This is a genomic window from Bernardetia sp., assembly GCF_020630935.1.
GTDB lineage: Bacteria > Bacteroidota > Bacteroidia > Cytophagales > Bernardetiaceae > Bernardetia.
This window is the reverse complement of sequence record NZ_JAHDIG010000040.1, coordinates 1-24,538: the sequence shown is the minus strand read 5'-3', so window position 1 is coordinate 24,538 and position 24,538 is coordinate 1. Positions and strand designations below refer to the sequence as shown.

At 35.6% G+C, this 24,538-nt stretch carries 21 protein-coding genes; 11 read left to right on the top strand and 10 right to left on the bottom strand.

The window, feature by feature from the left end:
* Positions 1-11 precede the first annotated feature (11 nt).
* The 6 genes from QZ659_RS12115 to QZ659_RS12090 form a co-directional block, all read right to left on the bottom strand.
* The gene (locus tag QZ659_RS12115; RefSeq protein ID WP_291726086.1) at positions 12-146 is read right to left on the bottom strand and encodes a hypothetical protein; all 135 of its coding nucleotides are present in this window, start codon (positions 144-146) and stop codon (positions 12-14) included.
* Positions 143-505 carry a DUF4180 domain-containing protein gene (locus QZ659_RS12110; protein ID WP_291726085.1) on the bottom strand — a complete coding sequence of 121 codons (363 nt, stop codon included), beginning with the start codon at positions 503-505 and terminating at the stop codon, positions 143-145. The genes QZ659_RS12115 and QZ659_RS12110 overlap by 4 nt, the downstream gene beginning before the upstream one ends.
* Before the next feature lie 298 nt (positions 506-803).
* A complete protein-coding gene (locus tag QZ659_RS12105; RefSeq protein WP_291726084.1) occupies positions 804-1,658 on the bottom strand; it encodes an SMI1/KNR4 family protein in 855 nt (284 codons plus the stop codon).
* 179 nt (positions 1,659-1,837) lie between these two features.
* Entirely contained in the window at positions 1,838-2,638 is an 801-nt protein-coding gene (gene dapB / locus QZ659_RS12100; protein WP_291726083.1) for a 4-hydroxy-tetrahydrodipicolinate reductase, read from the bottom strand.
* A complete protein-coding gene (locus QZ659_RS12095; RefSeq protein ID WP_291726082.1) occupies positions 2,635-2,877 on the bottom strand; it encodes a YgjV family protein in 243 nt (80 codons plus the stop codon). Before QZ659_RS12095 ends, dapB begins: the two co-directional genes overlap by 4 nt.
* Positions 2,874-3,353: a MarR family winged helix-turn-helix transcriptional regulator gene (locus QZ659_RS12090; protein ID WP_291726081.1), complete on the bottom strand. Its 480-nt coding sequence runs from the start codon at positions 3,351-3,353 to the stop codon at positions 2,874-2,876. Before QZ659_RS12090 ends, QZ659_RS12095 begins: the two co-directional genes overlap by 4 nt.
* A gap of 483 nt (positions 3,354-3,836) precedes the next feature.
* Between QZ659_RS12090 and QZ659_RS12085 the strand changes: the two genes are divergently transcribed.
* Positions 3,837-4,580, top strand: coding sequence for a tyrosine-type recombinase/integrase (locus tag QZ659_RS12085; protein ID WP_291726080.1), 744 nt, complete (start codon positions 3,837-3,839; stop codon positions 4,578-4,580).
* A 6-nt stretch (positions 4,581-4,586) separates the two neighbouring features.
* Here the strand turns inward: QZ659_RS12085 and uvrA are convergent, their stop codons facing one another.
* A complete protein-coding gene (uvrA, locus tag QZ659_RS12080) occupies positions 4,587-7,634 on the bottom strand; it encodes an excinuclease ABC subunit UvrA (protein ID WP_291726079.1) in 3,048 nt (1,015 codons plus the stop codon).
* 355 nt (positions 7,635-7,989) lie between these two features.
* Here uvrA and QZ659_RS12075 point away from each other — a divergent pair, with 355 nt between their 5' ends.
* The 7 genes from QZ659_RS12075 (at position 7,990) to QZ659_RS12045 (ending at position 15,381) form a co-directional block, all read left to right on the top strand.
* Positions 7,990-8,919, top strand: a complete 930-nt coding sequence (locus tag QZ659_RS12075; RefSeq protein ID WP_291726078.1) for a DM13 domain-containing protein — start codon at positions 7,990-7,992, stop codon at positions 8,917-8,919.
* Positions 8,920-9,005: 86 nt separating this feature from the next.
* Complete coding sequence (locus QZ659_RS12070) at positions 9,006-9,716, top strand: methyltransferase domain-containing protein (protein WP_291726077.1); 711 nt, start codon at positions 9,006-9,008, stop codon at positions 9,714-9,716.
* Between the two features lie 116 nt (positions 9,717-9,832).
* Positions 9,833-11,485, top strand: coding sequence for a VWA domain-containing protein (locus tag QZ659_RS12065; protein WP_291726076.1), 1,653 nt, complete (start codon positions 9,833-9,835; stop codon positions 11,483-11,485).
* A 172-nt stretch (positions 11,486-11,657) separates the two neighbouring features.
* Positions 11,658-12,383 carry an RDD family protein gene (locus QZ659_RS12060; RefSeq protein WP_291726075.1) on the top strand — a complete coding sequence of 242 codons (726 nt, stop codon included), beginning with the start codon at positions 11,658-11,660 and terminating at the stop codon, positions 12,381-12,383.
* A gap of 289 nt (positions 12,384-12,672) precedes the next feature.
* The gene (locus QZ659_RS12055) at positions 12,673-13,302 is read left to right on the top strand and encodes an RNA polymerase sigma factor (protein ID WP_291726074.1); all 630 of its coding nucleotides are present in this window, start codon (positions 12,673-12,675) and stop codon (positions 13,300-13,302) included.
* 77 nt (positions 13,303-13,379) lie between these two features.
* The gene (locus tag QZ659_RS12050) at positions 13,380-14,327 is read left to right on the top strand and encodes a hypothetical protein (protein ID WP_291726073.1); all 948 of its coding nucleotides are present in this window, start codon (positions 13,380-13,382) and stop codon (positions 14,325-14,327) included.
* Complete coding sequence (locus QZ659_RS12045) at positions 14,278-15,381, top strand: outer membrane beta-barrel protein (protein ID WP_291726072.1); 1,104 nt, start codon at positions 14,278-14,280, stop codon at positions 15,379-15,381. The genes QZ659_RS12050 and QZ659_RS12045 overlap by 50 nt, the downstream gene beginning before the upstream one ends.
* A gap of 245 nt (positions 15,382-15,626) precedes the next feature.
* Here QZ659_RS12045 and aspS read toward each other — a convergent pair whose 3' ends face one another.
* Complete coding sequence (gene aspS, locus QZ659_RS12040; RefSeq protein ID WP_291726071.1) at positions 15,627-17,399, bottom strand: aspartate--tRNA ligase; 1,773 nt, start codon at positions 17,397-17,399, stop codon at positions 15,627-15,629.
* A gap of 81 nt (positions 17,400-17,480) precedes the next feature.
* Positions 17,481-18,239 carry a hypothetical protein gene (locus tag QZ659_RS12035; RefSeq protein ID WP_291726070.1) on the bottom strand — a complete coding sequence of 253 codons (759 nt, stop codon included), beginning with the start codon at positions 18,237-18,239 and terminating at the stop codon, positions 17,481-17,483.
* Between the two features lie 197 nt (positions 18,240-18,436).
* Between QZ659_RS12035 and QZ659_RS12030 the strand changes: the two genes are divergently transcribed.
* From QZ659_RS12030 to QZ659_RS12020, 3 genes are all read left to right on the top strand, one after another.
* The gene (locus QZ659_RS12030; RefSeq protein ID WP_291726069.1) at positions 18,437-21,835 is read left to right on the top strand and encodes a methylmalonyl-CoA mutase family protein; all 3,399 of its coding nucleotides are present in this window, start codon (positions 18,437-18,439) and stop codon (positions 21,833-21,835) included.
* 94 nt (positions 21,836-21,929) lie between these two features.
* On the top strand, positions 21,930-23,147 hold the full coding sequence (locus QZ659_RS12025) for a polymorphic toxin-type HINT domain-containing protein (RefSeq protein WP_291726068.1): 1,218 nt from the start codon (positions 21,930-21,932) through the stop codon (positions 23,145-23,147).
* 21 nt (positions 23,148-23,168) lie between these two features.
* The gene (locus QZ659_RS12020; RefSeq protein WP_291726067.1) at positions 23,169-23,597 is read left to right on the top strand and encodes a hypothetical protein; all 429 of its coding nucleotides are present in this window, start codon (positions 23,169-23,171) and stop codon (positions 23,595-23,597) included.
* Between the two features lie 308 nt (positions 23,598-23,905).
* On the opposite strand, the gene QZ659_RS12015 is transcribed toward QZ659_RS12020, so the two are convergent.
* Positions 23,906-24,538, bottom strand: a 633-nt coding sequence (locus QZ659_RS12015; RefSeq protein ID WP_291726066.1) for a hypothetical protein, incomplete at its 5' end; no start/stop codon positions are given.

Sequence of the window (24,538 nt, the reverse complement as noted above, 5' to 3'; positions counted from 1 at the left end):
CAACTATTTTTCTAAAGGATAGGCTTGGTTTTACCATAGTTTTCGAAGCCGTTTTTTTCTTCATTTTTTAGTAGCCGAGATGGAGCAGGGATTTGAATCATTTGCTCAGTAATAATTGCTTCTATGTCTAGTTTTGTTACATTCAATTTCCTGATAATTTTGTTAATGCTTCAGCTGTTGATGAGACAAAGTTAATTTGGTTTCCCTTATTGCTTTCATATATGAAATCTTTTAGGCTCTTGCTGTTGAATGTCGAAAAATCTCCCACAATAGCCAATTGAACACGATAAGTTGAAAATTTTTGAAGGATTTCTCCTGCCATTCGATTTTTGAGTTCAAAAAAGTTTGGAGTAATATTTTTTTGATGAATGACAACTTTATCAAATCCTTGGTAATAAACGTTCCCTAATAAATTCAGTCCATCATCTATGTTGTTTATCAGGATTTGTTCTGATGATAGTTCAGCAATCTTTATGTTATTTATCTCGTGTGTATTTGTTTCCATTTCAATCTCTGGCGTATGTTTTTTTAAATGCACTGCCTGCTCTCGCTCGGCTGTGCCGAGTGAGTAATATGTATTTACTGTATTTTGCAGTTCTAAATATAGCTACAAATATTGAAATTTTTGGACAAAACAAATACAAAAACCACGGCTGGAAGCCGAATACATAGCCCTAACTCGGCAGAGCCAAGCTAGAGCCTATTTTTTTTATTTGTTTTTTAACAGCCGAGATGGAGCAGGAGGATTTTCAGAAGTAGGCGAGAAGAAGCAATTACTTATAGCCATTGTTGTAAAACATTTTTTATTCCTCGTCTATTTCAGACATTCGTTCGTTAATAAACTCAAAAAATCCGATTTCTCCAGAAATTTCCCAAACTTCGTGGTCCCAATCTACAGTCGAATTTCCATTATTTTTATAAAAGCATTGGGCATTTCCAGCTCCATCTGGATAGAACTCAAGTAAGTCATTAAAAGAATAACCTTCGGGTTGTACATTTTGTTCTTTACAAATTGGATTCATCATTTCTGCCATTACTTTTATATCGTCATTAGCCATAACAAAATAAGCGTCATATATTTCTCCAAATCCGTTATGTATTTTATAGAAAGTTTTCAAGTCATTAGGAACGTTCCAATTAAAGGTTTTTAAATTTTTATTTGGTTCTGCATTTAAGAGTGGTGCTCCTCCTATATAAATTTTGAAATAATCTCTATCATCATAAAGCTTCATATTCAGCAAGTAATGTAAATGCCAAGTGTTTTCTTTTTTCTCTGCGAAAATGAATTTACAACGCTCTTTTAATGAAGATATCAAATTTGGAATTTTCTTAGAAATTGGTTTAAAGTTTTCGGTTATGAATTCCGCAATTGTTTTATCATTTAAGTTTTTCCAAGGACAGTCTTCTGGTAATTCTCCGAGTTCGTGAAAGTTTGAACTATTTCTTGATTCAAAAACAAGTTTGATTCCGTCAAAACCATATTTATTTATGATTTCGTTTTCCAAATTTGTGGTTCGGATAAATTCTGGGTTAAATTCCTTTTCCGAATCTCTTTGAAGTTCCTTTCTAAACTGTTCTTTTAATTCAGAAGTCAGATTTTCAAAATTTTCCTTTTTGTTGTTCTGACTATTTGCTCCGAAAAAAGATAGTATTCCCATTATTAAAATTATATGTTTCAATGTTTCTCTCAAATGTTTTACAACGGTCTTGTATATGAAAAGTAGCGGATTTTACTCACGGACTTTTCGGTTTGGTACTGACGATAAATTTATCGAAAACACTTTGATTTAAGCACTTAAACCGCTATTTTTTATATACGTTGTTGTGTGCAGTTTTTTTAAAATTCCATTACACTATCAAGACCTCTTTTTAATCCTTTAAATGTTCCAACTTTTTCGATGGCCAAAAGTCCGCCTTTTACATACGGTTCTGCACTCGCTCCCGAATCGTGTCTAATGGATAGTTTTTCGTCTTTAAGTCCGAAGATGGTTTCTATGGAAATAACGTGTCCTGGAAGTCTGACCGAATGGACTTGAACCTCATTTAGATTTGCACCACGACTTGATTTTTCTCCAATCAGTTCATCTTCGGTTACGAATTTGTTCGGTTTTTGGACTTTTGAAAGTCGGTAAGCCAATTCCCTTGCTGTTCCGCTTGGTGCATCAATTTTATCTTCGTGGGTATAATCGATAATTTCAAAATTGGGAATATACTTTGCCGCCATTTCCGAAAACTTTTGAAGTAGTACAACCGTTATCGCAAAATTGCCAACTGCCAAAACCGAAGTATTATTTTCATTGGCTATTTTCTCAATTTCGGTATAATCTGTTTCAGTCAGACCTGAAGTTCCAATAACAACTTTTTTTCCTTTTTTGAGTGCCGATATAATGTTTGTTTTGGCAATATTTGGTTTTGTATATTCTACAAGAACATCAAAGTCGGTTTCATTCAGAGCCGTTTCTATGTTGTCGTAAATAGGAATATTAGCCGAACCCAAATCAAGAATTTCAGCCAAGTTTTGTCCTTTGTGCTTTCTTGACATTGCTCCAACAAGTTCCATATTTTGGCTATTGAAAACGCCTTTGCCCAATGCAGAACCTGCCCAACCTGTTCCGCCTGCTATAAATACTTTTATCATAATGCTTGTGTTTTGCTTTTAGTGTCCATTTTCAGTTTTCTTAAATGATAAAGGTGTATGATACAGAAAATTATACCTGCAATAATTAACGGACTTGATTGCAATAGAAATCCGTAAATGATGTAGAAAAAACTTGAAATTAGATGCCATAAACGAAAAGCACCCATTTCTTTTTTTGTGATGGCAAAAAAGCCTGTGGCAATTGCCAAATACCCTAAAATTTCGGTCAATAAAGTCATAATTCATTAAAGTTTTTTAAAGTTCTTTCCATATAATTCTTGTCAGCTACCAAGTTTTCAAATTCGGTCAATTCTTGCATAAAATTTGGACTTTGTTCAATAAGTTCTTCGGTTGTTTTTATACAAGCATCCCAATGCTTGTGAAATTCGGGAAGTTTATTTTTGGCTTTGTCGGAAAGCTCCAAAAGTTGTTTTCGTGAGTCATTTTCGTCCTTTTTAGTGTCGATATAACCCTTTTTCTTCATCTTGTTGATGATTTTCACGCAAGCAGGATGCGACATTCTTAACTCCTGTGATATTTCTGTAATCGTCAATGATTTGTGTTTTTCCAATAACAGAAAAATCAGATGCCAATTGGGTTCAATGTCAAGCCCTGCGTTTTTATAGTAGTCTTTTGTACTGTACAAAAGTTCATCGCTTAAACGTTTTATTCTACTGTTCAATCCTGCAAAACCTATCTGTTGTAAAAAGTCCATTTCCTAAATATTTGTAACTGGTTACGCAAATGTATAAAATATTATTGTAACTGGTTACATTTATTTTAAATTTTTAGGGAAATTTTAATAGGGAAGTGGTCGGTTCAAATTGCACACAACGTTTATATAAACTCAATACTACACAATCCACATAATTTTAACAAGAAAGGTTTACATAACAAACCAAATTAGCCGTTATTACGTACCTTTATTTACAGTTACATATATCCATCTAAAAAAAGAGTTATTATGGAAGAGATAGAAAAATTTGTACAACTATTAAAAATCAAACGCTATGCTTACAGCACTCAAAAAAACATATCAGTCTGTATTTAGGGTAAACGCACGAAAAAAAAGTATAGCCATTTAAATCAAATAGAAGCTCTTTTTTACTTTGATTATTTATATTACTCTGACAAGTAAAGTTTATTTAAAGCTAAGTGAGCTAGTATAAAAAGTTTCGTGCGTTTACCCTAGTCTGTATTGGAGAAGTTTTTTAGCCAATTTGAGAAACCTATTGAAAAAATAACACAAAAAGAAGTACAAGAATATCTCTATCAAAAAATAAGAGAAGAGAAAATATCCTTTTCTACCCAAAAGCAAACTGTAGGAGCAATCAAGCTTTTTTATAAAGAAATGTATAAGAAAGATTTACAAATTGACTACCTATATCCTAATAGACAGGAACACAAACTACCCAATGTATTATCAAAAGAAGATGTTGTACGTTTGATAAGTAGTCCTACGAATCTAAAACATAGAACTATTCTTACAGGTATTTATAGTGCTGGTTTGAGAATAAGCGAAATTACTAAACTCAAAATAAATGATATTGATTCAAAAAGAATGATAATCAGGATAAAAGGAGCAAAAGGCTACAAAGATAGAGAAGTGATGTTGTCTGAGCAGTTTTTAGTTTTACTACGAGAATATTATAAGGCTTACAAGCCTAAAGAGTGGTTATTTGAAGGTCAAAATGGAGGACAATACTCTACGACAAGCATTCAGAAAATATTTAAGAAAGCCCTCAAAAAAGCTAATATCAAACAAGAAGCTACTGTACACACACTTAGGCATAGCTTTGCTACACATTTGCTAGAGAATGGTACAGATATACGTTTTATTCAAGAATTTTTGGGACATAACTCAATTAAAACTACCCAGATTTACACGCATATTACCAAAGGCAGCAAGAATAAAATCAGAAGCCCTTTAGATATTATGTGATTTTCCTTACAAAAACTCCCCAGTATAATTTCCCTCTGCTTTAGCCAGTTCTTGTGGTGTTCCTTCAAAACAAAGATGTCCACCATTTTTTCCTCCTTCTTTTCCTAAATCAATCACCCAATCGGCTGCACGAATAACCTCTACATTGTGTTCGATGATGAGGGCAGAATGTCCGTGTTCTATGAGAGCATTAATGGATTTTAGGAGTTTTGAAATGTCGTGGAAGTGCAAACCTGTGGTAGGCTCATCAAAAATGAATAAAATATGCTCTCGGTTGGCTCTGTCGCTGGCACTTTTGGTAAGAAAAGCCGCTAGTTTTACACGCTGTGCCTCGCCTCCAGAAAGTGTGTTAGAAGACTGTCCCAATTGAATATAACCCAAACCAACCTCCTGCAAAGGCTTCAAACGTGCCATAATCGGCTTTGAGTCTGCAAAAATTTCTACAGCTTCATCTACCGTCATATCCAAGACATCAGCAATGTTTTTTCCTTTGTATTCTACTTCCAAAACTTCTGATTGAAAACGCTTTCCCTTACAAGATTCACAGGTCAGATAAATATCTGCCATAAACTGCATTTCAATTTTTATCTTGCCCTCGCCTTGGCAGTTTTCGCAGCGTCCTCCCTCTACATTGAATGAAAAATAAGCAGGTGTAAAACCACGTTGTTTCGACATCGGTTGCTCGGCAAACAAAGCACGGATATAATCGTAGGCTTTTACATAGGTTACAGGGTTGGAACGAGACGACTTTCCAATCGGATTTTGGTCGACCATCTCTACGCTCGTTACCGTTTTGAGATTGCCACTAAGTTTGTCCATTTTTCCACTCTCGTCGTTGTGGTTGCCGAGGTGCTTTGAAAGAGCAGGGTAAAGCAGTTTTCTAACTAAAGTAGATTTTCCAGAACCCGAAACGCCTGTAACAGTCGTCAAGATTCCCAAAGGAAATTTGACCGAAATATTTTTAAGGTTGTGTTCCCTTGCTCCGACTACTTCAATATATTCATTCCATTTTCGTGGCGTTTGAGGCTTGATAACCTGCATTTCATCACGCAAATATTTAGCTGTGTAGCTACCTGCATCTTTTATGAGTTCTTCTAAAGTGCCTTGAAAAGTAAGGTTTCCACCGTTCGAACCTGCATCTAATCCAATATCGATGATTTGGTCGGCAGCCTTCATTACTTCCTCTTCGTGTTCGACTACGATAACCGTATTTCCCAAATCACGCAGCTTTTTCAAAACTTTTATAAGGTTTTGTGTGTCTCTTGGGTGAAGTCCAATACTTGGCTCATCTAAAATGTACATCGAACCTACCAACGCCGAACCCAAAGAAGTAGCTAATTTAATGCGTTGAAATTCTCCACCAGAAAGGGTCGCCGTTTTTCTATTTAAAGTCAAATATTGTAATCCTACTTCATCCAAATATTGCAGACGATTTCTGACTTCTATCAAAATTCGTTTCGAAACGCTTTCTTGATGTTCTGTTAGTTTGAGTTCATTAAAAAATTCTATCAGTTCATCTAAAGGAAGTAAAACAAGTTCTTGAATAGATTTTCCTCCAATTTTGACATACGAAGCCTCTTTTCGGATGCGTGTTCCCAAGCAGTCTGGACAAATACGCCTGCCTCTATATTTGGAAAGCAATACACGGTATTGAATCTTATAACTCTCACTTTCTATAAACTCAAAAAACTCATCTAATCCTTTGAAATATTCATTACCTGTCCAAAGAAGTTTTTGCTGCTCTTCTGTCAAATCTTGATAGGCACGATGAATAGGAAAATCAAAATCAATTCCTTTTTTTATAAGTGGGTTGAGCCATTTGCTCATTTTTGGAGTACGCCAAGGCGCAATCGCTCCCTCATAAACTGACATTGTTTTGTCTGGAATAATCAAATCTTCATCAATTCCCAAGACTGTCCCAAATCCTTCACACGTACGACACGCTCCATAAGGACTGTTAAAACTAAAAAAGTTGATGTTTGGCTCTTCGAAAAGCATTCCATCAGCTTCAAATCTATCTGAAAACGACTTTGTTTCTACATCTTTTCCACGTTGATAAATTTCTACTACACAATCGCCTTTACTCTCATAAAATGAAGTTTGGACAGAGTCAGCAATACGAAAACGGTTTTGCTCATCGTCTTTTCGAACTACACCTCTATCAATCAAGATAAACAAAGAGAGTTTTGAAATTCTTTTGAGTTCGGCTTGTTGTTCTTTAGTCAGTTGAGAAACTGGGGTTTTGGTTTTTTTCGTAGTTGTGTTTTTAGCTTTGCTTGCTTTTTTTAGCTTTTTCTTCTCTTCTTCGTAATCTTTTTGCTTTTCGCCTTTGTGCTGGTCTAAAAATGCTTCTAGGTTCTGTTCAGTTTGGTCTTTTCCTGTATGTGCTTCAGGGTCAATTTCTTTAGGTAAAAGCTGTTCTATGAAAATAACATCGTCTCCTGCCTTGATTCTTGTAAAACCTTGTTGTAACAAGATATTTAATTGGTCTTCAAGTGTTCTTTCTTCTGGCACGACCAAAGGCGCAAGTACCATGTACTTTGTATTCTCCTCAAAACTCTCAATAAAATCAACTACATCAGAAACGCTATCTTTCTTAACTATTTCTCCAGAAACAGGCGAATAGGTAATGCCAATTCTTGAAAAAAGAAGTTTTAGGTAGTCATAAATTTCTGTTGTTGTTCCAACGGTAGAGCGTGGATTTCTTGTATTTACTTTCTGTTCTACAGCAATGGCTGGAGAAACGCCACGTATCCAATCTACATCTGGCTTTTCCATTCTACCCAAAAACTGACGAGCATAACTGTTTAAGCTCTCCACATACATACGCTGCCCTTCTGCAAAAAGTGTATCAAAAGCAAGTGACGATTTGCCCGAACCCGAAACGCCTGTAATGACAATGAGCTTATTTCTTGGTACGGCAAGACTAATATTTTTGAGATTGTTTACTCTTGCACCTTTAATAACAATATTTTGTTTGGTATCGTAATTTTCTAGTGCTGCAATGCGTTCTTGTTCGGCTTTTGAGAGGGCTTTTTCTGTGGTAGTGGACATTTTTGAAAAATCTATGATGTAGAATAGGCTTGTCGCCTGTTGATAGAGTGTTTTTTACCTTATTGTTATTTTTTGGACAGACTAGAAGACTGTCAAAATCAAACCTAGCAAAAATAACCAATTTTAGCCAAAAAAGTTAGCAAGAATCTAAATTTGACTAGAGATAGCAAAGATGAGTTTGAATAGAGTTCTTTAAAAAAAATTAAAACTACTAACATTATACTTTTGTAACGAAAAAATATGAATAATTTTAGGAAGTGTTAGTAACTAAATCCATCAAAAAGGAGTTCTAACAAATAAAAACAAGGGGAGAGTGTAACTTTTTAAATACGTTTATCAAAACTTACAATCTCAAATGCAATTATATCATTCATTCACAAATCAATTTCATTTTATTGTCTTTTTAGGCTTATTTTCACTTCTTTTAGTATCTTGTAATAAGAAAACGGAAGAGGTTGCTCCTATAGAAATTCCAGAGCGTTTGGAAATTTCTCCTGCTTCTCAGAGCGTAATGATTGGCGAAACGGTTACATTTACCACAGCTTTTTTTGACAATATGGGTAATCCTGTTGCGTCTCCGTCAGATATTACTTGGGAAAGCAGTAATTTATCAGTAGCTAGTATCAATCAAGATGGAGTAGCTAGTGGGCTTTCAGCAGGACAGACAACTATCAAAGCAACCTATCAAAGTGTAGAAGCTACAGCACTTCTGACTGTTGTAACAAGCAATGATGAGGTAGCTACCGTAACTATTACACCCTCAGTTAGTGAAATTACACTTACAGAAATGGCTACTTTAGGAATTTCTGTCAAAAATAATTTAGGAGAGGAAATCACAGGCAAAACAGCTACTTGGAATAGTGGAAACATAGAACTTGTAACTGTAGAAAATGGAGAAGTAACAGCAGAAAACTACGGAACAGCAAATGTAACAGCTACTGTAGATGGCATTCAAAGTAGCCCAGCAACAATACAAGTAATCCGTAGAGGAACATTCACTAATAGAGGTTCTGGAACGGCAAAACTTCGTATCGAAAATGATGTTTTACAAGTTGTCTTGGCAGATGATTTTTCTACTTCTTCGTCGCCACCAGATTTGAGAATTTATTTGAGTCAAAATAATGACAATGTAAATGATGCTGTAGAATTAGCTAATTTGGATTCTTCTAGTGGTAGACAGATAGTCAATGTATCTTCTGAAATTTCTATTACAGATTATCGTTATGTAATGATTTGGTGTAAGCAGTTTGGTGGTGTTTATGGCGTGGCTGATATGGGAGAATAGAAAAATGTATTTTTGTTTTACATAGCTTGTAGAGCCAAGGCATGCTTGGTTCTACTACACTGTTTTTTCATTCTAAAAATCCCAAAATGAATTTCAACACTCGTTCTTACAAAAAGGAACTTATGGACGATCTCAATTTAGCATCTACCGACCTCAAAAAAAATCTTGATGAATTAGAGTTTATCAACACAACTTTAGGAGGCTATAAGGTCTTGACTTCTGCCCTCTCAACACTTCACAAAGAAAATAAACTAAACAAAGAAACTTCTCTTGCCGATATTGGAAGTGGAGGAGGAGATACGCTTAGGCAGATTGCCAAATGGTTTGAAAAAAGAAATATTAAAGCTGATTTAGTGGGTATTGATGCCAATGATTTTATGATAAGCTATGCTCAAAACAAATCACAGAGTTTTCCTCAAATCAGCTATGAAAAACTCAATGTTTTTGATATTGATGCAGAAAATGAAAACAAATACGAGTGGGCGACTATGTCTCTTTTTTGTCATCATTTTACAGATCAGGAACTCATTTCTATTTTTAAAAATGTTTATAAATTAAACTCAAAGGGTTTTATTATTAATGATTTACACAGAAACCCAATAGCTTATTATAGTATTTATTTCCTCACAAGACTTTTCAAAGGTTCATATTTAGTACGACATGATGCGCCTCTCTCTGTTTTGAGAGCCTTTAAAAAACAAGAGCTAACCAATCTTTTAGAACAAGCAGGAATAAAAAAGTATAGGATAAAATGGCAATGGGCATTTCGCTATCAAGTAATTGTAGAGAAAAATTAATAAAATTATAAACTGATATAATCTAGTTTAGAAAGATGTTGAAAATCGTACAACAATTTTTAATACAAGAAGTATTTAACTGGTAACTGTTTCTTGATAACTGATAACTGAAAAGCATGTCCTTCGAAGAATTAGAACTTACCTTTAGCCGTTTTATAGATTTTGGAAAAGTATTAGACAAACCCACACGGAAGTTTTTGGTATTTTATCTGTATTCGATTCTGAAAGGAGACGGAGAAAAAAATGAGCTAGGGATAGAACAAGAAGAATTCGGCGCTTCGTATTTTTCATATTTAAGAAAAACATTAGATAAAATTTTTGAGAATCAGACGATTGTAAAACTTGCCAAAGAAAACGAGTCTCTGACTACTCAAATCATAAAAGATACTATCAAGTGGATAAAAGACACAGACAAAAAAATCAATGCTAAAAATCCATTTCAAGAAGAACAAGACAAATTTGATGCGTGGTCACACAAACCTACTCATCTGTACCTGACAGATTGGGATAACCTTATCAACTACCTTTCTATTCGCTACGACAGAGAAGAACTAGACACAGATTTTTATACACAAAAATTTAAGGAGCTTGTTCCGAAAAGCAAAGAGTTTGTCCTTTCAAAAGAATATGACCCACAAGCAGAAAAAAAACTCCCCTTAGACATCTTGATTGCAGACCTTTTGGCGCAATGGGATGCACTCTTGACAGCAAAATGGTTAGAGTTTCAAGCGCAATATTTGGAAGAAGAAAGTGAAGAGTTTTCTCAAAAACTCTATCAGAAGGCAGATGACTTAGAGAAACTAGGCAGTCTGATTTCTCCTTTTGCAATGGAAGTAGGACGTTATTGGGATTTGTCGCAAGCTCTTTGGAAAAAAACAGGATTTGAAGCCTTAGAAAAATACGCTTCTATCTTAGAAAATGAAACTGCCATTCAAGAACTTGTAGATTTGCTCGGCAGAATGCGTGAGGCGCAAATCGAAACCGAAGAAGAGGAGTATAAGGAAGTGGTGGTGTATCAGTCAAAAGTAAAAGACCCAAATTTGCGTTCTGAAATCAATGGAACACGAATGAGTAATGACTTAAACACCATTTTGCCTTCTGAAATTGCTCTGTTAGGAAAACCAGAAACCGAATGGCTATTTTTGAAAAAATACGCTGACAGTCAGCTTTTATCATTTCAGTATGAGGGAACAAAGACTATTTTCAATGCAGATGAAGAGACTTTTTCTCGTCAGCATCAGAAAAAGAAAGAAAAAGGTCCTTTTATAGTTTGTATTGATACGAGTGGTTCAATGCAAGGAACTCCTTCACAGATTGCCAAAACGCTTTGTTTTGCCATTATGAAAATGGCTGCTAAGGAAAGTCGAAAAGCCTACTTGATTTCTTTTTCTGTCGGAATAAAGAAAATCAGATTAGATGACATTGCCGAATCTTTAGACCGTATTGTAGATTTCCTCTCTATGTCTTTCGACGGAGGAACAGATGCCACGCCAGCTCTTTCCGAAACGCTAACGATATTGAAAGAAAATGACTTTAGAGATGCCGATGTACTTATGGTTTCTGACTTTGTGATGTATTCGCTTAGGGAAGATTTTGTAAAACGAATGGAAACTGAACGCCAAAAAGACACTCGTTTTCATAGCCTTGCTATCGCTCAAAATGCCAACGCCGAAATTTTGGAAGTCTTTGACCACAACTGGGTTTATAACCCCAAGCAGCAAAACATAATTCAGAAAATTTGGAAAGACTTGCAGACATTGGAAGATTAAAACGTGTTAGAGTACTGGACATGAATTTGTCATGACACTTTTAAAGTGTCGGACAATTTACACACCTAACTGTCCTGACACCTTTGAGGTGTCCGAGAAAATAAGGATTTTATCAAATGTCCAGTACTCTTCTAAAAACGTATTTATCCGTTTTCTCGTTAAATTTGTCATCATGGCAAATACACTAAAACTTACCGAAAAACAAATTCACTTTTTAGAAGAAAATCGTAAAGACCCCATTACTGGTGATGGATTTTCTTTGGGAGATACAATTGTTTTTTGTGCTGAATGCAAATCTGCTTTCACAAAAGAGAGTTGGGAATATATGGGGGCGAAGCATTGTAATCAGAGACGAACATTAAAAAACTTCCCCTCTACCTCTGCGCTCAAACTAAAGAAAAGAGAAGTTCAAAACTTTGAAAAAGCTGATATTGGCAATCGCTTGGGAGCATTTATGTTCGATATTATTATTGGAGGTTTACTTGCATTTTTAGTAGAACTTGGGTTTAAAAATGTTGGCTTTATTATCAAAAATGATATGGCGATGTGGTTTATTTTTACTCTCTATATGGTTTTCAGAGATATTTTTACATTAAAAGGCAGTTTAGGAAAAAAAATATTTGGTTTGTATTTCGTTTCCTCCAAAAAAGAAAAAAAGCCTATTTACGTACAAATTTTCTTTAGAAACCTTATCTATTGGATTCCAGTTTTTTTACTTTTTACTCTATTTTTTATTCGTCCAAGAAATAATGACTTTTTAATGATTACTGCTATGATTTCCCTCCTAGTTGTGGGCATTTTTAATGTTTTTGTTTATCCCTTATCTTTTTTAATTGGCAAAAGGAGCATTATAGATAGTTTATTAAAAATTAAGCTTTTACAGAAAAAGGAGTGCTAACCTATATGTTTCATTGAAGAGATTTTCGTTTAAATTAGTTGACAAACTTTTTTTAAAAAAATCTACATCCTCAAGCAACCTCTTGCAACCTTTCTGCATCTCATAAAGCAAGAAACAAAAACAACTTAATTTAGACGTCTTTAAAAATGAGTAATCGGATAAAACTTGTTTTACGTTTTTAAACTCAAAAATTGTAGTTAACATAGCTATTTCCTTGATTCTTAATTCGTAATTTTTCATTCGTAATTGTTTAAAAGTACGTATTCCACCTTTTTTATGAGATAATTTTATGTTCGGATTTCTTCGCAATAAAGAACGCTCTACTAAAGAACTATCAGAAAGCGAACTGATAGAAGCCTGTAAGAACGGCAGTAGTAAGGCTCAAAAACAACTTTATGAACAGCACTCTGGCAAGATGTTTAGTGTAGCATTGCGTTATGTAGGCAATCATCATGAAGCAGAAGACGTACTTGTTTCTGCTTTTATGAAAGTATTTGAACATCTACACACCTTTAAAGGAGAGGGGAGCTTTGAGGGCTGGATTCGTAGAATTGTCAGTAATGAAGCTTTAGGTCTTATTCGTAAGCGCAAGAAAGTCTTTATGGAAGAAATCGAAAACGCAGACTATAAAGGAAAAAATAATCCTGCCTCAACAGCTTTAGAGACAAATGATTTATTAGCGTTGGTAAAGCAATTACCAGACGGCTATCGAACAGTTTTTAATATGTATGCTATTGAGGGATTTTCGCACAAAGAAATAGCTGAAAAGTTAGATATTTCTGAAAATACGTCAAAATCACAACTTAGTAGAGCAAGAGCATTGCTCAAAAAATGGTTGGAACAGATAGATGATAATTTAGATAATACATTCAACAATCCAACAGATAATAATAAGCCAACGCATAGTTTCGTACTATAAGGCAAAAAAATACAACAATAAAAATTTTGATTTTTACATAAAGATTCTAAAAAAATCTTTTCAAAAATATAGTCATAATGGACAATCAAAAAAATAACTTTTTTGGAAATAATCAGAACGCTGATACAGAGTTAGATACTTTGTTTAGAGAAGTATTGCAGCATCATAGCGTTCCGACAGATGACCACGTTTGGAGAAGAATCCAAAATGGACTGGCAGATAAAGAAGTTGCTCCCATTACCAAAACGATTACAAAACGTACTTACCTTCCTATTTGGTCAGCTGTAAGTGGAGTGGCTGCTTCGCTTCTAATTTGGGCAATTTTCTTTGCCCCTTCTACTACAGAAATCGTAGAAGATAATTCGACTACAGCCAATACAAATAAAGTAGAAATAAAAGATAAGAGTATTGATGAAGAAAATAAAAATTCACAAGTTGCAGCTATTTCTTCTGATGAAAGTTTAGGTAAAGCAGAAAAAAATAATCAAGAAATTCAAAATATAGAAGCAACCTCTTCAAAAGTTGTCGCATCTAATAAGCAAACAAAAAGACCAACAATTACTATAAAACAGACTGTTACGCAAAAGCATATTGAGCAGGCAGTCGCCAGTATGGATAAAGACCAAACCAAAATCAAAAAGCAGCAGGCAGAAGAAGAGATGAGGCTAAAAAGCCCAAGTACGCATATTGCTGATAATGTTTGGGCGAGTGATTTTGTAGTGCAAAGTTCAGATGTTTCTTTTAAGAAAAACGAAAAAACAGCAAATGTACATGAGCTTAATGTTGATAATCATGCAGTTGCTATTACCGTGAAGCTAGGGAACAATGAATACGGTAGCTCAAGACATACTACTGATTACAACACAAATCAAAATCCTTCGCAGTTTGACAAGGCAAAAGATGTATTGAAAGAAGTTTGGAATTTCAAAACTGGCAAAAAAGTTAATTTACAAAAAATACTTCCGAATAATGAAAATGAAAAAGCAAATCACAACCAACAAACAACTCCTGTTGAGGCAGACTAATTTTATTCCTAAAAATGGTCTTTGGATGTTCTTACTAGGAATATTTACTCTAGCTACTGCCTCAACGTCTTTGGCACAATCAAAACCCGATACTGTCGTGATTGATTTTGGAGATAGTAGTAAGGTAACTATCCAAGTTCAGAATCAGAAGGATGCACAAGAAATCCGAGATATTGACTGGAATCTAATCATGGAAAAAACAGCCGTATATCTTGAAAATGCACATCAAAATAGCGACGGTGAAAATACAGAGGGAAAGCCTTCGGTAGATAATCAGAATCAACAAAACGAAATATCTGACAACGAAGATGTCTATGAAGTAAAAGATAACTCCAAAACACGAACAATTATTATTGGAACAAGTGGTATTCGCATTGAACGTGATGATGATGAAAAACGCAGAAAAAGGTTTTGGACACGCACTCGTCATCAAATTCCGATTGATTTTGGGTTGAATAATTATTTTGAAAATGGCAATTTTGGAGAAATTCCTTCTGGGAAACCTTATGAATTGCGTACGTGGGGTTCTCGTTATTTTGCCATAGGAACATCTTTCAAAACACAGATTGGAGGAAGAAAAAGTCCACTCATATTACAATATGGATTAGAAGCCTCTTGGAATAACTTTATGTTCTCTGGAGATAACTACGCTTTAGAAACAGAAAATGGCGTATCTTTTCCAGAATATGAAAGTTCATTAGACAAATCTAAGCTAACAGCTGCTTACATCAATTTACCTATTATGGTGCATTTAGATTTTGCAGACAATGACAGAAAAGGCTTAAAATTAGCATTTGGAGGCTATGCAGGATACAGAGTTGGGGGTTATACCAAAATCGTTTATCACGAAGATGGAGACCGTCAGAAAGACAAAGAACATTCAAATTTCCGTCTTAATGATTGGAGATACGGTGTAAGAGCAGAAGTTGGTGTTGGAGAAGGTAAGTTTGATAGTGGTCTTCGTTTATTTTTCAATTACGACCTCAATACACTCTTTAGAGAAAATTCTAATCTACCAGAACTCAATGCATTTAGCTTTGGCATAAGACTTTAAAAATAAAACCAACTATGAGAAGGTAAGTAGTTCGCCTAGAACAAATATCTCTTCCTATTAATTTAAAAATAAGCAATTACAGTATAGTGTAGTTGCTTATTTTTTTATGTGACGGTTGGAGAAAATAACCGTTGTTGAGGCTCAAAATGCAGCCATCAATGAAGATTTATAAAAAAACTGCTCAATAACAGAAAGTTATCAAGCAGTTTTATCATTATGATTTTTTTCGCACACTAAAGTATGCGTTACACTTTTGCTTTCAAATCTACTTTAATCTCTAATTCTTCAAGCTGTTTTTCGTCGATTGGAGCAGGTGCGTCTATCATAAGGTCTTTTCCTGCATTGTTTTTAGGGAAAGCGATAAAATCTCTAATACTCTGCTCGCCACCAAACAAAGCACACAGACGGTCAAAGCCAAGGGCAATTCCACCGTGAGGAGGTGCGCCGTATTCAAAGGCATCCATCAAGAAACCAAACTGAGCCTTTGCTTCTTCGTCTGAAAAACCTAAGAATGAAAGCATTTTTTCCTGTAAAGCTCTATCATAAATACGAATAGAACCTCCACCAATCTCAACGCCATTCAGAACCAAATCATACGCATCTGCACGTACATCGGCAGGATTGGTATTTAGTTTTTCTATATCTTGTTTCTTTGGAGATGTAAATGGATGGTGCATCGCAAACCAACGGTTTTCTTCTTCGCCCCATTCTAAAAGAGGGAAATCTACTACCCAAAGAGGTTTGTAATCGTTGTCTTTTCTAAAGCCAAGCTGATTGCCCATTTCCAAACGGAGTTCGCTCATTGCTTTTCTAGTCTTGTTAGCTTCTCCAGCCAACACCAAAATCAAATCGCCTGCTTTTGCATCACAAAGGTCTGCCCATTTTTTCAAGTCTTCCTCATTAAAGAATTTATCTACTGAAGATTTGAATGTTCCGTCTTCGTTGCACTTTAAGTAGATAAGTCCAGTTGCTCCGATTTGAGGTTTCTTTACAAAATTAGTAAGTGCATCTAGTTGCTTGCGAGAATAGCCTGCACAACCTTCTGCATTAATTCCCAAAATAAGCTCTGCATCATCAAAAACTTTGAAGTCTTTGCCTTTTGTAACTTCATTCATTTCCTTAAACTTCATTCCAAAGCGAATATCTGGCTTGTCGTTGCCATAGTTTTTCATCGCTTCGTCATACGTCATTCTAGGAAAATCGTAATCAATATCAATTCCTTTGAGTTCTTTGAAAAGATACTTCAAAAGTCCTTCAAAATTATTTAAAATATCTTCTTGTGAGACAAAAGACATTTCACAGTCTATTTGTGTAAATTCTGGCTGACGGTCGGCTCTCAAATCTTCGTCTCTAAAACAACGAACAATTTGGAAATATTTATCATATCCCGAAACCATTAAAATTTGCTTAAAGGTCTGTGGACTTTGTGGCAAGGCGTAAAATTCTCCAGGGTGCATACGGCTAGGCACAACAAAATCTCTTGCACCTTCTGGTGTAGATTTAATCAGAAATGGTGTTTCGATTTCCATAAAATCCTTTCCATCCAAATATCTACGCATTGCCTGTGCCATCTTGTGGCGAAGCATCATATTTTTTTGCAAATTCGGACGACGCAAATCTAAGTAGCGATATTTCATACGAAGCTCATCGCCTCCATCAGTTTCTTCTTCAATCAAAAATGGAGGAACTTTAGAACCATTCAAAATCTCTAAGGCAGAAATTTTGAGTTCGACATCTCCTGTTGGAAGGTCTGGGTTTTTAGAGGTGCGCTCAATAAGTTTTCCTGTAGCTTTAATTATGCACTCTCTACCTAATTTTTCTCTAACAAGCTCTAAAAGTGCTGGGTCGGTGCTATCTTCTTCTAAGAAAAGCTGTGTGATTCCATATCTATCACGCAAATCTATCCAAAGGAGCTTTCCTTTATCACGAATACGGCGTACCCATCCACAAAGGATGATTTCTTCATTTTTTTCTACATCGGAAAGACGAAGCTCTCCACAAGTATGTGTTCTTAACATAAAATCTATAATTGATATAAGCTGTAAGTTTCTTTTCTGATACACTAAAATGTATTGAATAGTGCAAAGGTAAAGTTTTTTTTATCTATCTTCTACTTCCTTCATTAGTTCTTGTATTTCTTTGTCGTCTTTAAATTTTTTAGAATAATGCTTTCCATTTTCATCAAGGTCTAAGTAAGGATTATATCCCATTAAGAACAGTTCTTTTCTGAAAAGTTCTTTACCTACTTTTCCTACAATAGTTTCTGCGCTGTTGTAGCTTTCCTTAGCTTGATATTCTGCATACTTATCCAATTCTTCTTTCATTGAATTTAGCTTTTTGATGACTTTCACATAGTCTTCTCTTGTAATTTCGTAGAGAGGTTTCAAAGTGTTGTCTATATCATCTATGAGTTTTTTAGAAAGCATCACTTGATGTTTGATATGCTTAAACTCATAATTTTGGATAGCTTCTTTTGCTTCTACTGCCGTAGGGTAGCCTTTTCTGCTCGGCATCACGACAGTTTTAATAGTTGAACTGCTTGTATTTTCTATCATAAAAGCATTATAAACTATTTCTTCATGATTCTTTTTATTTTCCAAGATTAAAATAACAGCATTTTTGCCTTGCTTTACCTTCTCTATAATTTTTATAGTGTCTCTTACTTTCCATTTCTCCGTTTTATCAATGATTTCTTGTCTTTCATAAAGGGCTTGCTTGTCTTGAAATTGGATACGACCTAAGAAGTCTCTTTTGTCTGGATACCAAGTTCCTTTTATAATATCTTCGTAATAGGAAACTTTAGAAGAAGAGCAGGATGAAAAAGCAACTAAAAAAATGATTAAAGAAAGATATTTCATAATTTGTTTGTATTGAGATTGAAAAGATAAATATACACATTTTGATTTGAGAGACACAAAACAATCCCACTTCATTTTTTCTTAGTATTTTTGTAATTGTAGCACACTCTTTAGAGTGTGAAAGTATAGCGTACTCTTCAGAGTGCGAAAATAATACAAGTAAAAAAAGCCATTCCAATAAATACATAAAATACATTATGAGTACAAATCCTCCAGTTCAAAGTCCTTACGTTTCCAAAAACAAACTGCGTGTCGTTACAGCAGCCGCTCTTTTTGATGGACACGATGCAGCTATAAATATAATGCGCCGAATTATTCAGTCTTCGGGTGCAGAAGTTATCCACTTAGGGCATAACCGTTCGGTAGAAGAAATTGTAAATTGTGCCATTCAAGAAGATGCACAAGCTATCGCCATTACTTCCTATCAAGGTGGACATGTAGAATTTTTTAAATATATGCACGACCTTCTGAAAGAACGAGGAGCAGGACATATCAAACTCTTTGGAGGTGGTGGAGGTGTGATTTTGCCTACCGAAATCGAAGAATTACATAATTATGGCATTACAAGAATTTATCATCCAGACGATGGACGTGCAATGGGTTTGCAGGGAATGATAAACGACCTTTTACAAAAGTCAGACTACCCAACAGGCGATGATGTAACGGAAGATGAGGTAGAAAAAATCAAAGAAAAAGATTCAAAACATATTGCTCGTATTATTTCGGCAGTAGAAAATTACCCAGAAGAGAACAAGCATCTTTTAGAAAAAGTAAAAACACTTATTCCAGAGAAATCTGCCCCAGTTTTGGGAATTACAGGAACAGGTGGAGCAGGTAAATCATCGATGGTAGATGAGCTAGTACGTCGTTATTTGATGGATTTTGAAGACAAAACGATTGCGATTGTGTCGGTCGATCCTTCTCGTCGTCGTACAGGTGGAGCTTTACTTGGCGATCGTATTCGTATGAATTCGATTACAAATGGTCGTGTTTATATGCGTTCTTTAGCTACTCGTCAGTCTAATTTAGCACTTTCAAAATACGTTCAAGATGCCTTAGATATTCTTAAAGCTGCCGAATATGACTTGATTATTTTAGAAACTTCTGGTATTGGTCAGTCTGACACAGAAATTATTGACCATTCTGATGCTTCTCTCTATGTCATGACACCTGAATATGGTGCAGCTTCGCAGTTAGAGAAAATCGATATGATTGATTTTGCTGATATTATTGCTCTTAATAAATTTGATAAGCGTGGTGCTTTAGATGCTTTGCGTGATGTAAAGAAACAATACAAGCGAAATCGCAACCTTTGGGACGTTTCAGACGACACCTTGCCAGTGTATGGAACAATCGCTTCACAGTTTAACGACGTGGGAACAAACACGCTTTACCGTGCTATCATTGATTTAATCAATGAAAAAACAAGTTCAGATTTTGACTCTTCTTTTGAGCTTTCGGCTGCCACTTCTGAAAAGCAGTACATTATTCCACCTGCAAGAGTTCGTTATCTGTCTGAAATCAGCGAAAATAATCGCCGTTATGATGAAACAGTAGAAACACAGTCCGAAATTGCTGATAAACTCTACGGATTGCACCAAGCTATCCAAACGGTTGAGGATAACAAAGAAATGAGTGAAGACATCAAAACGCCAATTTTGGAAGGTTTGAAAGATACTTTTGAGCAAGTAAAATTAGGTTTGGAGGGTACAAACTGGAAAATCATTGAAGACTGGAAAGACAAGGTAGCTTCATACAAAGCTGATGTTTTTACTTATCAAGTCAGAAACAAAGAAATCAAGGTAAAAACGCATACTGAATCGCTTTCACACACTCCAATTCCTAAAATTTCCCTACCAAAATACAGAAGTTGGGGAGATATTTTGAAATGGAATTTACAAGAAAACGTACCGGGAGAGTTTCCTTACACGGCTGGAGTTTTTCCATTCAAACGCACAGGTGAAGACCCAACTCGTATGTTTGCAGGAGAAGGACACCCAGAACGTACCAACCGACGTTTCCATTATCTCTCAAAAGGAATGCCTGCGGCTCGTCTTTCTACGGCTTTTGATTCGGTAACGCTCTATGGCGAAGACCCAGATTATCGTCCAGATATTTATGGAAAAATTGGCAACTCTGGTGTAAGTGTTTGTTGTTTAGATGATGCCAAGAAGCTCTATTCTGGCTTTAACCTTTCTGATCCTACGACTTCGGTTTCGATGACCATCAACGGTCCTGCTGCTACGGTATGTGCCTTTTTTATGAATGCCGCCATTGACCAGCAATGCGAAATTTATATCAAAGAAAACGATTTGGTAGAAGAAGTTGAGGCGAAAATTGCTAAGAAATATGAAGGAAAAACAAGACCACAATACTACGGCGATTTACCAGAAGGAAACGACGGCTTGGGCTTGATGCTTTTAGGTGTAACAGGCGATGAAGTGTTGCCAAAAGAAGTCTATGAGCAAATCAAAGCCAAGACGCTTATACAAGTTCGTGGAACGGTACAAGCTGATATTTTGAAGGAAGACCAAGCTCAAAATACGTGTATTTTCAGCACAGAGTTTTCTTTGAAACTAATGGGCGACATTCAGCAGTATTTTATCGATAAAAGCGTTCGTAATTTCTATTCGGTTTCTATTTCTGGTTATCACATTGCCGAAGCAGGAGCAAATCCGATTACGCAACTTGCCTTTACGCTTAGCAACGGCTTTACCTTTGCCGAATATTATTTGAGTAGAGGAATGAATATCGATGATTTTGCACCGAACTTCTCTTACTTTTTCTCCAATGGCATCGACCCAGAATATTCAGTGATTGGGCGTGTGGCTCGTCGTATTTGGGCAAAGGCGATGAAATACAAATATGGAGCAAACGACCGTTCGCAAAAACTCAAATACCACATTCAAACTTCTGGGCGTTCGCTTCACGCACAAGAAATTGACTTCAACGACATCCGTACTACGCTACAAGCCTTGTATGCCATTTACGACAACTGTAACTCGCTTCACACCAACGCTTACGATGAAGCCATCACGACACCAACGGAAGATTCTGTTCGCCGTGCCGTAGCGATTCAGCTTATTATCAATAAGGAATTAGGACTTGCAAAAAATGAAAATCCGATTCAAGGCTCGTTTATTATCGAAGAGCTAACCGATTTGGTAGAAGAAGCCGTTTTGAAAATCTTTGACCAAATTACGGAGCGTGGGGGCGTACTGGGAGCAATGGAAAGACAGTTCCAACGCACACAAATCCAAGAGGAGAGTATGCACTACGAGATGCTCAAGCACACAGGCGAATATCCGATTATTGGTGTAAATACCTTCCTTTCTTCGAAAGGCTCGCCGACGGTTGTTCCTGCCGAAGTGATTCGCTCAACAGAAGAAGAAAAGGAATACCAAATTCAGACACGCAAAAAGCTACATACTTTTGATGAGGAAAAGAGCAAACAAACGCTCAAAAACCTTCAAAAAGCAGCTATTCAACACCAAAATCTCTTTGAGCAGCTTATGGAAGCTACCAAAATCTGTACACTCGGACAGATAACCAGAGCATTGTTTGAAGTTGGAGGACAGTATAGGAGGAATATGTAGATAACTATTTACAAAAACCTACAAGAATATCTTTAATCTTGTAGGTTTTTCTTACTTTTGCAGATGAAAAACTCATTAAGTATAACAAGACATTATGAACAATTACAAACTACTTTACAGTCTTCTCCTTCTTTTACCTTTTACTCTTTTTGGTTGTAAAAATGATAAAGGTAAAGTTGTAGATAACACTTTACAATTAGAAGCAGCTACGCTTCCTCCACTATTTACAAAGAGTAATTATACACCTAATTACTACCATGTAAACCCTTATGAATTGTTAGGACTGTGGGGAGGAGAGCCTATTGCTAAGTCTTTTTATTCAGAAAAAGACATTAAAACGCAACAAAAAATCAATAAGAAAACCACAGATGGAATAATGACCTATTCTCCTGTGGATAAGGAAATAGAATGGACAGAGATTGATAAGGAAGAAATTACACCTTACACTTGGAAGTGGGCAGACTTTGAACTACTTCAAGTGGACGGAACACTAACTACTGCCAAACTACGTCGCCCGAATTGGTGGCTAAAAAAACATAATGCAACGAAAGCAGGAGATAGCGTATATTTAGACATACCAGAACTTGGAGCTAAAGGCTGGGCTAAATTAAAAGCCATACGAGTAAATCAACTAGACACTCGCTTTTGGGAAGAACATAGAGAAGGAGATTATCTTGCTCGTCCGATTACAGGAAAGTTTATACACGAATCTAAAGACCTATATCATCTTACTTTTAGTGGAGATTCAAAACCACTAGGCGTTACAGGAGGACATTTGATTTGGTCGGAAGATAGAAAAGATTGGATTCCTGCTACTGAGCTAAAGATAGGCGAACACGTTCGTACTATGGAAGGTACTGGAGTAGCTAAGTTAAAAAAGAGAGTAAAAGATAAGAAAGGCTACCATAAAGTCTATAACTTAGAAATTTATAGAGACCACAATTTCCAAGTAACCAAACAAGGGATTTTGGTGCATAATACCTGTCTCCCAGATTATAATACTAGACAAGTTATGGACAATGGAGGTAATATGGTAGAACGTAGGCTTGTTGCTAACGGTGACGACCTTTTTCAAGTAGCAGAACACTATTTGGGTCAGATGAAGTCATACAAAGAAATAAAAGATGGTTGGTTTGAGGGTATTTTGCCAGATGGAACTAAAAGAAGAGTAGAGTTTCAGATGACTGGCGAACCAGTAATGGGAGAAGGTCCACATGTCAAAGTTGTTGATTATGACAAAATTAGTGCGAAAGGCAAACCGAAGGGGCGTACTGTAGCTAAATACTTTATAGAAGGTCAAGAAGAGTTATAGATTATGAGAGTAACTAATTTTATGGACTTCTGTAAAACATTAGATAAAAAAGTCATACAAAACTCTACAATTACAATAAATAGTATATATAACTATCTATCCGAAGAGGGTAAAAAACCTAAATGGTTTCCAATAGAAAGTTGGAGAGAATTTGAACAAGGACTGAAAGAGTACACAGAAGAAGAAATAAGGGACATGTTTTTTATTGATAGCATTCAGTTGTTACAGAGTGAACTGACATTAATAACTATGGAGAGCTACTCTAAAAATATTTCGTTTGAGTTTAGAAATATTAGCGAATTTCTTTTATTGATAAATAATTATGATAAAATTGTAGATGAAAACATAGAGTTCATGCAGCCTATGGACTATATTCTAATAAATCAAGATTTGAGTTTTATTGTTATGATACATCATGAAGGATTCAGATTCAAATATTCAGAAGGTTGAAAAAAGATAATACGTGATGAATATTGAATATATTATAAGTGTTAACCCCCGTTCCTCGTAGTCTTCCATCAACAAAAAAATAAAAAAAATAATTGTTGGGCGTAGTTTTTAACGAAGTGAAGACTACGACCTATCAGTTAGGCAAATCTTAGATTTGAGTAGCTAGACATCAAATGCAACTTCTCGTATTTGAATTTCGTATATTTGTATGAAAGACAGTAACCGAAGTCGTTTTTGGGCGTGAGTAGTTGGGCTTTTAGGCATAACTACGTCGGTGAGATTTTTTAAGCCTTCTTTAGCTGATTTTTTCAGTTATTAGAGGGCTTTTTCTTGTAGAGTGTTTGGAGCATAATTCGGCTATGTTTCTTTTTCTTCTTGCTTGTAACACGTCTAATTTCAAAGATTGCAATAAAAGTGGCTTCTATGTTTTTATGAAACAAGATTGATTTTTTGCCTTTCCTTTCGTCTTCTAAAGTCAAATCAGCTTCAAAAATAACTTCTATGAGTTTTGGGAAGTCAGTTTTATCAATGGAGAGTTGATTATTATTTACTTCTTTACCTTCCCCTGCTGCATCTCGGCTGTCAGAAAATAAAAAAGTAGGCTCTCGCTCGTTCCCTGTTCCATCTCGGCTGTCAAAAAATGAAAAAGTATGCTCTCGCTTGCTTTTAAGCGAGTGAGTAACTATCTTGGAAGCCTCTGGCTGGCGTTTCAAAAAACATAGGTATTTGCAGCAACTAAAAAATACAGGTTGGAAGCCTAAATACATATTACTCACTCGGCAAAGCCAAGCGAGGACAACTGTAAAAAAAATACAACTGAGATTTCGTACATTTATACCAAAACAACTACGAAATTCCCACCGTTGTTGGTGTTTAAGCGACAGCGAGACAGCACCCATGGTAGAATTGAAATTAGAAAATGTAGTGTGATGAAAGCTACA